Raw genomic sequence first — 9,806 nt, 5'->3', positions numbered from 1 at the left:
CCAAATCTGGCATGACTGCCGATGTTGTGTCATAGAAAAGCCAGCGCCCGGGGTATGGCGCTGTTCTGATTTCTGCTCGCATCACATCTTTTCAGCCGGAGATTTCTACATGCGCCGTTCACTTATCCTTGCCGGATTAACCATTGCCACGCTGGTCACATCCTTCGCCGGCACCCATGCGCAGCAGCCGATGGATCGCCTACGGGTCGGCGTGCTCGAATGCCGTGGCGGCGCGAGCGTCGGCTTCATCGTCGGCTCCGTGACCAACCTCGGTTGCGTGCTGCGCGCCGAGGGCATGCCCGAGGACCGCTATGTCGCGACCATCCGCAAGGTCGGCATCGATCTTGGCATCACCCAGGAATCGGCGCTGGCCTGGGGCGTCTACGCGCCGGTGTCACGGCTCGGGCCGGGCGATCTTTCGGGCAATTACGCCGGCGCGCAGGGCAGCGCCTCGGTCGGCGTCGGTCTCGGCGGCAACGTGCTGGTCGGCGGCTCGGAGAATTCGATCGCGCTGCAGCCGCTCAGCGTGCAGGGCCAGGTCGGCTTGAGCGTCGCGGCCGGGCTTGAAAGCCTGGAACTTCGGCCGGGCAGGTAACTCCTTAATTATTAATCCCTCGCTCGCTCGCGGAAGAGAGCCGGGCGAGGGAGCATTTCCTGCGAACGCCAATCAGCGGCAAACGTCCGCGTGTCGCGCAATGTACCGCAGCGACGTTTTTCCGGCTTGCCAAATCGCCGGCGGAGGGGGAGCATCTTCCCCGCCGACCCAATCAAGGGCCGAGCTCCAAAAAAAGGAGGCGGCAATGGGACAAGATGTCAGAAGTCCCCGCGGTCCACGGTGCATCGCACTGGTGGGCCCTTTCCAAAGCGGTAAAACCACACTTCTAGAAGCGATATTGGCGCGCACCGGGGCGATCCCGCGCGCTGGCAACGTCGACGCCGGAACTTCCGTCGGCGATGCGACGGCGGAAGCCCGCCGCCACAAGATGGGCGTCGGCCTCAGCGCCGCCACCACGAATTTCATGGGCGACAGCTACACCTTTATCGATTGTCCCGGTTCGGTCGAGTTCGCGCACGACATGCGCGCCGCGTTGCCGGCGGTCGATGCCGCGGTCGTGGTCTGCGAGGCCGACGAAAAAAAGCTGCCGCAGCTTCAGCTCATCCTGCGCGAACTCGAGGATCTCGGCATTCCGCGCTTTCTGTTTCTCAACAAGATCGATCGCGCCAACAAGCGCATCCGCGAGACGCTCGCGACCTTGCAGCCGGCGTCGCGGATTCCGCTGGTATTGCGCCAGATTCCGATCTGGAACGGCGACCTGATCGCCGGCTTCGTCGATCTGGCGCTGGAACGCGCCTTCGTCTACCGCGAACACAAGGCTTCCGAAGTCGTGGCGCTGGAGGGCGGCGATCTCGACCGCGAGAAGGAAGCCCGGTTCTCGATGCTGGAAAAGCTCGCCGATCACGACGACGCGCTGATGGAGCAACTGCTCGAGGACATTCCGCCGCCGCGCGACGCGGTGTTCGACGATCTGGCGCGTGAATTGCGCGAGGGGCTGATCTGCCCGGTGCTGCTCGGCTCGGCCGCGCGCGAGAACGGCGTGCTGCGCCTGATGAAGGCGCTGCGCCATGAAGCGCCCGGCGTGGCCGAGACCGCGAAGCGTCTCGGCGTGCCCGCATCCAAGGATGCGACCGGCTACGTGTTCAAGACCGTGCATCTGCAGCATGGCGGCAAACTGTCGCTCACGCGCCTGTTCGCGGGCCACATCGATGACGGCGCGACGCTGCAATCCTCATCCGGGGAGAGCGGGCGGGTGTCGGGCATCTCGAATGTCAACTGTGCCCACGACACCAAGCGCGCGTCTGCCGAGGCCGGAGATACCGTCGCGCTCGGCAAGCTCGACGCCATCAAGACCGGCGACACGCTCTCGAGCGGCAAGACCGCGCCGAAAGCGCTTGTCGCCATCGAGCCGTTGCCGCCGGTGCTGTCGATGGCGATCGCCGCAAACGACCGCAAGGACGACGTCAAGCTCGGCCAGGCGCTGCTGCGGCTGAACGAGGAGGATCCCTCGCTGACCATGATCCAGAACCCGAGAACCCACGACATCGTGCTGTGGGGGCAAGGTGAAATGCATCTGCGGGTCGCGCTGGAGCGCCTGAGCGACCGCTTCGGCGTTCACGTCAAATCGCATCCGCCGGCGATCGGATATCAGGAGACCATCCGCAAATCGATCACCCAGCGCGGCCGCCACAAGAAGCAGTCCGGCGGCCACGGCCAGTTCGGCGACGTGGTGCTTGAGATCGCGCCGCTGCCGCGCGGCGGCGGCTTCGAGTTTCACGAAAAGGTGGTCGGCGGCGCGGTACCGCGCAATTACATCGGCGCGGTGGAAGAGGGCGTGGTCGACGGTTTGTTGCGCGGGCCGCTCGGCTTCCCCGTCATCGACCTGCAGGTGACGCTCACCGACGGTTCCTATCACAGCGTGGACTCCTCGGACCTCGCCTTCCGCACCGCGGCGCGGATCGGCGTCTCCGAGGCGCTGCCGCAATGCCAGCCGGTGCTGCTGGAGCCGATCCATGTGGTGGAGATCGTCTGTCCGACGGATTCCACCGCTAAGATCAACGCCATCCTGTCGGGACGGCGCGGGCAGATTCTCGGCTTCGACACCCGCGAGGGCTGGCCGGGATGGGACTGCGTCCGCGCCATGATGCCGGAAGCCGAGATCGGCGAGTTGATCGTGGAATTGCGCTCGGCCACCGCCGGCGCCGGCAGTTTCACGCGGGCTTTCGACCGCATGGCCGAGGTCACCGGCCGCGCCGCCGATCAGATCATCGCCGCGCACCGCGTCGCGGCGTGATTGTGGTCGCTGTCATTCCGGCGCGCGATAGCGCGAACCCGGAATCTCGAGATTCCGGGTCTGGTCCTTCGGACCATCCCGGAATGACGGGGTAATGCAATTCCCACCGTGCTACCGTTCGGTGTTGCTTTCCAATCTCGCCGCTTTCGTGAACACTGGCGTCACGCAAGGCGGGCAGGTTTCCGGAGCAATGCTTGATTCGCGCCGCAACATATCGCCGCGATCTGGTTTGGCGCGGGCGGCGCGCTGGGGCTGAGCGCGATCGTTGCGGTGACCGTGCATTGCTAGCATTGACAGCGAGCGCGGCTTGCCCGATTTGAGCAGCGACGACGTCCACGTACCGGGTGCGTTGCAACAGGACCTCCCATGACAGCCGCCACCAAACCCCGCGCCGCATGCCTGATCGGATGGCCGGCGGCGCATTCGCGCTCGCCGCTGATCCATCATTACTGGCTGCGGGCATCGGGCCTCGAGGGCGGCTACAACATCGAGGCGATCCCGCCCGAAGGCTTTGCCGAATTCGTGCTGCATCTGAAGGCGCACGGCTTCGTCGGCGCCAATGTCACCATTCCGCACAAGGAGCGCGCGCTGGCGCTGACCAGGCCGGACGAGCGAGCCCGCGCGGTCGGCGCCGCCAACACGCTGTGGTACGAGGACGGCGAGCTCTGTTCGACCAACACCGACATCGAGGGATTCATCAACAATCTCGACGCCTGCGCGCCGGGGTGGGACGCTGCCACCAACGATGCGCTGGTGCTGGGCGCGGGCGGGTCGTCGCGCGCCGTGCTGTTCGGATTGATCGAGCGCGGCGTCAAGCGCGTCTATCTGGCAAACCGCACGCTCGAACGGGCCCGCGCGCTCGCCGATCAGTTCGGCGCCCGCGTTCATCCGGTTTCGTGGGAGGCGATCGGCGAATGGCTGCCGCGGGTCGACCTCTTGGTGAACACGACCTCGCTTGGCATGCACGGCCAGCCCGCGCTCGAGATCGACGTCGGCCGGTTGCCGGCGCATGCCGTCGTTGCCGACCTCGTCTATGTGCCGCTGGAGACGCCGTTGCTGGCGGCGGCGCGGGCGCGCGGGCTGAAGACCGCCGATGGGCTCGGCATGCTGCTGCACCAGGCGGTGCGCGGGTTCGAACTCTGGTTCGGACAGCGGCCCAAGGTCACGCCGGAGCTTCGCGCCTTGATCGAGGCCGATCTCACAAAGCTTTGAGCCGGAATATCGTTGCAGCGCCGGTGTCCGTGGTTAGGTGGTGGCCACAGGAGACCCATTCATGCCCATTCGTCGTTCAACGCTTTTTCGTCCGCTTGTCATCATGGCGGCCGTGGTCGGATCGTCGCTTTACGCGATCGCGCAGCAGCCGCCGACACCATCGCGGGTTCGCGGCACGATCGAAGCCGTCGACGGCGACGTGCTCACGGTCAAATCGCGCAGTGGCGAGGATTTCAGGCTGCACATGGCCGCCGACATGCGCCTGGTCGGCATCACCGGGATTTCGCTTGCCGACATCAAGGTCGGTTCCTTCATCGGCACCACCACGGTTCCTGGACCCGGCGGCGAGGCCGACGCGGTCGAAGTGCATGTCTTTCCGGAAAGCATGCGCGGCACCGGGGAGGGATCGCGGCCGTTCGATCTGCGCCCCAACTCGACCATGACCAATGCGACGGTGGCCGAGAGCGTCGTCGGCAATGAAGGGCATACGCTGACGGTCAAGTACAGGGATGGCGAGAAGAAAGTCGTGGTTTCGCCGGACACGCCGGTCGTGACCTACGTCCCCGCCGACAAGTCCGAGCTCAAGGCCGGCGCCAAGGTGATCGCCTTCATCAAGCAGCAGCCCGACGGTTCGTTCGAGGCCAACCGCATCAGCGTCGGCCTTAACGGGCTGACGCCGCCGATGTGAAACTTCCCGGCCCGGCGTCGCGCCGAATCGCACCTCACAGTTGCGTTATCCCGGAATAACCCGCGCAGGGCGGTGTTTTCCTCTGGTTGGACAAGCTTGGGGAGGACAAGGCATGTTGAGAATTTCTTCATCGCTGCCGCGCGCGCTGGCTGCGCTGACGATGATAGCGGTGCTGGGATCGGCTGCATGGGCCCAGCAGCCGCCCACCGTGCGAATTCGCGGCACCATCGAAGCCGTCGACGGTTCGCTGCTGACGGTGAAATCGCGCGAGGGCACCGACATGAAGGTGCGCGTGACCGACAATGTTGCGGTGTTCGGCGTCGCCAACATCGCGATCTCGGAAATCAAGGAGGGGTCCTACATCGGCGTCTCCGCGGTGCCGGAACCCGACGGCACCCAGAAGGCGCTCGCCGTTCATATCTTTCCCGAGGCGCAGCGCGGCGTGGCCGAAGGTTTCCGGCCCTGGGATCTGCGCCCCAACTCGACCATGACCAACGCCACCGTCGCCCAGACGGTCGCGGGTACCGACGGCCAGAACATCCTGGTCAAGTACAAGGAAGGCGAGAAGAATGTCGTGGTGCCGCCGGGGACGCCGATCGTCACATTCCTTCCCGGCGACAAGTCCGAGCTGAAGCCGGGCGCCAAGATCATCATCTTCGGCGCCACCAGGAAAGACGACGGCACGCTGGAAGCCAACCGCGTCAATGTCGGCCGCGACGGCATCACGCCGCCGATGTGAGGGCCCCTTCCCCTTCTCCACAAGGGGAGAAGGGGAGCGAAGGACTCTAAACCGCGATCACGTGGTCGTCGATCTCGGCGATCTTGTTGACGCCGCACAGGCCCATGGTGACGCTGAGTTCCTTGGCGATCAGGTCGATCGCCTTCGCCACGCCCGGGCCGCCATAGGCGCCGAGGCCGTGGATATAGGCGCGGCCGATCATGCAGGATTTGGCGCCGAGTGCGAGCGCGCGCATCACGTCCTGGCCCGAGCGAATCCCGCCGTCGAATAGGATCTCCATCTGCGAGCCGACGGCATCGGCGATTTCCGGCAACACCTCGATCGACGACGGCGCGCCGTCGAGCTGGCGTCCGCCATGGTTGGAGACCACCATCGCCTGCGCGCCGGTCTTGACCGCCTCCTCGGCATCCTCGACGTCGAGAATGCCCTTCAGGACCAGCTTGCCCGGCCAGATGCTGCGGATCCATTCGACGTCCTTCCAGTTCAGCGTGGTGTCGAACTGCGTCGCGATCCAGGTTCCCAGCGCGGTGATGTCATCGGTGCCCTTGAGGTGCCCGGCCAGATTGCCGAAGGTGCGGCGCTTGCCGCGCAGCACGCCGGACACCCAGGCCGGCTTGGTGGCGAAATCGACCAGCTTCGACAGCGTCCATTCCGGCGGCACCGTCATGCCGTTCTTGATGTCGGCATGGCGCTGCCCGATTACCTGCAGGTCGACGGTCAGCACCAGCGCGCTGCATTTGGCGGCGATGGCGCGCTCGATCAGCGCCTTGATGAAACCGCGGTCCTTCATGACGTAGAGCTGGAACCAGAACGGCTTGTCGACATTGGCGGCGACGTCCTCGATAGAGCAGATCGACATCGTGCTCAGCGTGTAGGGGATATTGGCGGCGTGCGCGGCGCGGCAGGCGTGGATTTCGCCGTCGCCGAATTGCATGCCGGTCAGCCCGACCGGCGCCAGGATCAGCGGCAGCGCGGCCGGTTCGCCGAGAATGCTGGTCGACAGATCGCGCTTCGAGACGTCGACCAGGATGCGCTGGCGGAACTTGATCTGCTGCAGGTCGTCGACATTGGCGCGCAGCGTCTCCTCGGCGTAGGAGCCGCGGTCGGCATAGTCGAAAAATGCCTTGGGCACCTTGCGCCTGTGTACCTGGCGCAGATCTTCGATGCAGGTGATGTGCTTCATGAACGTTTCCCGGCCCTTCCAGTATGCCTTCTTGTATTTGGCGCTTTCGCTGTTCATCTAGCATGCCCGGGGGCCCCGCAAAATCGTTTCGCGGGGTATCGGCTGGCAACCAGGAGGCACCCATGATCGGACCACGCTCCCACCCCAAAGAGGCCAAAGGCGACGAGAAGCGGCGGCTGGATCAGGCGCTGGAGGAGGGGCTGGAAGAGACCTTTCCGGGCTCGGACCCCGTGAATGTCACCCAGCCGGCACCCTCGAAAGCCGACCACGACGTCTGGCGAAAGGACTGAGGCTACGGCCGCCCGCGGGCCTTTGCCGAATAAATCAAGCATTAACAATGTGTTGACGCGTCAGGGCCGGCTCGGCCGCTGGTAATCATTCATCATATTTCTTGAAGCCATTTTAGCCGCGAACGCATTATAACTCGCTACACGCCGGGATGGCGGGCGTTCGACACTTCGCGCCGGGTGGGTTGGCGAAGCCTCGATAGCTGCTGGGGGAACTATGAGCCGCAAATATTTCGGTACGGACGGGATTCGGGGCCGTGCCAATGGTTTGATCACGCCGGAGCTGGCGCTCAAGGTCGGGCAGGCGGCCGGACTGGTGTTTCAGCGCGGCGAGTATCGCCATCGGGTCGTCATCGGCAAGGACACCCGGCTCTCCGGCTACATGATCGAATACGCGATGGTGGCCGGCTTCACCTCGGTCGGCATGGACGTGCTGCTGCTCGGGCCGATCCCGACGCCGGCGGTGGCGATGCTGACCAAGTCGATGCGCGCCGATCTCGGCGTGATGATTTCCGCCTCCCATAATCTGTTCGAGGACAACGGCATCAAGCTGTTCGGCCCGCAGGGCTTCAAGCTTTCCGACGACGTCGAAATGCAGATCGAGCAGTTGCTGGACGAATGCCTCGACAAGAAACTGGCGCAGAGCGCCAGTCTCGGGCGCGCCCGCCGGATCGACGGCGTCCATGACCGCTACATCGAATTCGCCAAGCGTACGCTGCCGCGCGATCTGAGCCTCGACGGCCTGCGCGTGGTGATCGATTGCGCGCATGGCGCGGCCTACAAGGTGGTGCCGGAAGCGCTGTGGGAGCTGGGGGCCGACGTTGTTTCGATCGGCGTCGACCCCGATGGATTCAACATCAACAAGGAATGCGGATCGACCTCGCCGGAAGCGCTGAGCCGCAAGGTGCGCGAGATGCGCGCCGACATCGGCATCGCGCTCGACGGCGACGCCGACCGCGTCATCCTGGTCGACGAACGCGGCCATTTGGTCGACGGCGACCAGCTGCTCGCGGTGATCGCGCAAAGCTGGAAGGAAGACGGCCGCCTTGCCAAGCCCGGCATCGTCGCCACCGTGATGTCCAATCTCGGGCTGGAGCGCTTTCTCGAAGGCCAGGGCATCGAACTCGTGCGCACGCCGGTCGGCGATCGCTACGTGCTCGAGCAGATGCTGAGCCGCGGCTATAATGTCGGCGGCGAGCCGTCCGGCCACATCATCCTGTCCGACTACGCCACGACCGGCGACGGCTTTGTCGCCGCCCTTCAGGTGCTCGCGGTGGTGCAGAAACTTCGCCGCCCGGTGTCGGAGGTCTGCCACCGCTTCGATCCCCTGCCGCAGATCCTCAAGAACGTGCGCTACCGCAGCGGCAAGCCGCTCGACGACGCCGAGGTCAAGTCGGCGATCGTCGCCGGCGAGAAACGCCTCAACGGCCACGGCCGGCTCCTGGTCCGCTCGTCCGGCACCGAGCCCGTGATCCGCGTGATGGGCGAGGGCGACGACCGCATCCTGGTCGAGGAAGTGGTCGATCACATCGTCTCAGCGCTCGGCCATGCCGCGGCGGCGTAACGCATCGCAGCCATTTCCTGATGGTGCTGGTCGCCGCCGCTCCGCCATCGTAGGACGCGCGGATCGCGCAGCACCTCTGTCGGGAATAATCCCTTGAACAAGTCCGTCGTCGTCTCCGAGGAAGCACTGGTCGCGCCGGTGATCGTGCCGGACGTGACGGCGTCTTCCGCCGCACGAAAGGCCGCCGCGAGCGGGCCCGCCTATGTCGTGCTGGCCGGAATCAGCTTTTCGCATTTTCTCAACGACACCATGCAGTCGCTGATCGCGTCGGTCTATCCGATCCTGAAGGACAGCTACGCGCTGGATTTCGCGCAGATCGGCATGATCACGCTGGCGTTCCAGTTCACCGCCTCGCTGCTGCAGCCGGTGATCGGACATTTCACCGACAGGAAAGCCCAGCCGTTCTCGCTCGCGATCGGCATGGGATTCACTTTCCTCGGATTGCTGCTGCTCAGCGTCGCGCAGCGATATCCCGTCATCCTGGTCGCGGCAGGGCTGGTCGGCCTCGGGTCTGCGGTGTTTCATCCGGAATCGGCGCGGATCGCGCGGCTCGCATCGGGCGGACGCTACGGCTTTGCCCAATCGGTATTTCAGCTCGGCGGCAGTTTCGGAACGTCGATGGGTCCGCTGCTTGCGGCGCTGATCGTGGTGCCGTTCGGCCAGCCGAGCATCGCCTGGTTTTCCTCGATCGCGTTCCTCGCGATCGTGATCCTGTGGCGGATCGGGCAATGGTACAGGCCGCAGATCGCGGCGAAAAAGGCCGCGCCGATCCATCTGCATCCGGATGCGCCGAGCTCGCGCCGCGTCATGATGGCGCTCGGGGTGCTGGTGGCGCTGTTGTTCTCGAAGCAGCTCTATGTCTCCAGCCTGTCGAGCTATTACATCTTCTACCTGATCGAAAAATTCGGCGTCTCGACCCAGGCAGCCCAGTTCTATCTGTTCATCTTCCTCGCCTCGAACGCGGCGGGGGCGTTCCTCGGCGGACCGCTGGGCGATCGCTTCGGCCGCAAATACGTGATCTGGTTTTCGATCCTCGGCGCGCTGCCGTTCACGCTGGCGCTGCCCTATGCGGGCCTGTTTGCGAGCGCGGTGCTGACGGGATTCATCGGCCTTATCATTTCGTCGGCGACCTCGTCGATCATCGTGTTCGCACAGGAACTGATGCCGCACCGCTTCGGCATGATTTCCGGCGTGTTTTTTGGATTTGCGTTCGGCATCGGCGGTCTCGGCGCCGCGGTGCTCGGCAAGGTCGCCGATCATACCGGCATCGCCTTCGTCTATCAG

General features: G+C 64.9%; 9 protein-coding genes. 8 read left to right on the top strand and 1 reads right to left on the bottom strand.

Annotation, left to right across the window (positions count from 1 at the left end):
- Window positions 1-109: 109 nt before the first annotated feature.
- From QZ213_RS18595 to QZ213_RS18575, 5 genes are all read left to right on the top strand, one after another.
- Window positions 110-595 carry a DUF992 domain-containing protein gene (locus QZ213_RS18595; protein WP_291687558.1) on the top strand — a complete coding sequence of 162 codons (486 nt, stop codon included), beginning with the start codon at window positions 110-112 and terminating at the stop codon, window positions 593-595.
- Window positions 596-800: 205 nt separating this feature from the next.
- Window positions 801-2,849, top strand: coding sequence for an elongation factor G (locus QZ213_RS18590; protein ID WP_291687557.1), 2,049 nt, complete (start codon window positions 801-803; stop codon window positions 2,847-2,849).
- A gap of 366 nt (window positions 2,850-3,215) precedes the next feature.
- Window positions 3,216-4,061 (top strand): shikimate dehydrogenase, encoded by an 846-nt coding sequence (locus QZ213_RS18585; RefSeq protein WP_291687556.1) that lies wholly within the window; start codon window positions 3,216-3,218, stop codon window positions 4,059-4,061.
- A gap of 61 nt (window positions 4,062-4,122) precedes the next feature.
- Window positions 4,123-4,749, top strand: coding sequence for a hypothetical protein (locus tag QZ213_RS18580; RefSeq protein ID WP_291687555.1), 627 nt, complete (start codon window positions 4,123-4,125; stop codon window positions 4,747-4,749).
- Between the two features lie 112 nt (window positions 4,750-4,861).
- Window positions 4,862-5,488, top strand: a complete 627-nt coding sequence (locus tag QZ213_RS18575) for a DUF5666 domain-containing protein (RefSeq protein WP_291687554.1) — start codon at window positions 4,862-4,864, stop codon at window positions 5,486-5,488.
- Window positions 5,489-5,534: 46 nt separating this feature from the next.
- Here the strand turns inward: QZ213_RS18575 and QZ213_RS18570 are convergent, their stop codons facing one another.
- Entirely contained in the window at window positions 5,535-6,671 is a 1,137-nt protein-coding gene (locus tag QZ213_RS18570; protein ID WP_291687559.1) for an alpha-hydroxy acid oxidase, read from the bottom strand.
- Window positions 6,672-6,793: 122 nt separating this feature from the next.
- Here QZ213_RS18570 and QZ213_RS18565 point away from each other — a divergent pair, with 122 nt between their 5' ends.
- From QZ213_RS18565 to QZ213_RS18555, 3 genes are all read left to right on the top strand, one after another.
- A complete protein-coding gene (locus QZ213_RS18565; RefSeq protein ID WP_291687553.1) occupies window positions 6,794-6,961 on the top strand; it encodes a hypothetical protein in 168 nt (55 codons plus the stop codon).
- Window positions 6,962-7,175: 214 nt separating this feature from the next.
- Window positions 7,176-8,522 carry a phosphoglucosamine mutase gene (glmM, locus tag QZ213_RS18560; protein ID WP_291687552.1) on the top strand — a complete coding sequence of 449 codons (1,347 nt, stop codon included), beginning with the start codon at window positions 7,176-7,178 and terminating at the stop codon, window positions 8,520-8,522.
- Window positions 8,523-8,615: 93 nt separating this feature from the next.
- On the top strand, window positions 8,616-9,806 hold a 1,191-nt coding region (locus QZ213_RS18555; RefSeq protein WP_291687551.1), incomplete at its 3' end, for an MFS transporter.

Origin of the sequence: Bradyrhizobium sp. (assembly GCF_017881085.1) — a bacterium.
Classification (GTDB): Bacteria; Pseudomonadota; Alphaproteobacteria; order Rhizobiales; family Xanthobacteraceae; genus Bradyrhizobium.
The sequence above is the reverse complement of the archived record's forward strand: the minus strand, read 5'-3'. Positions and strand labels throughout refer to the sequence as shown.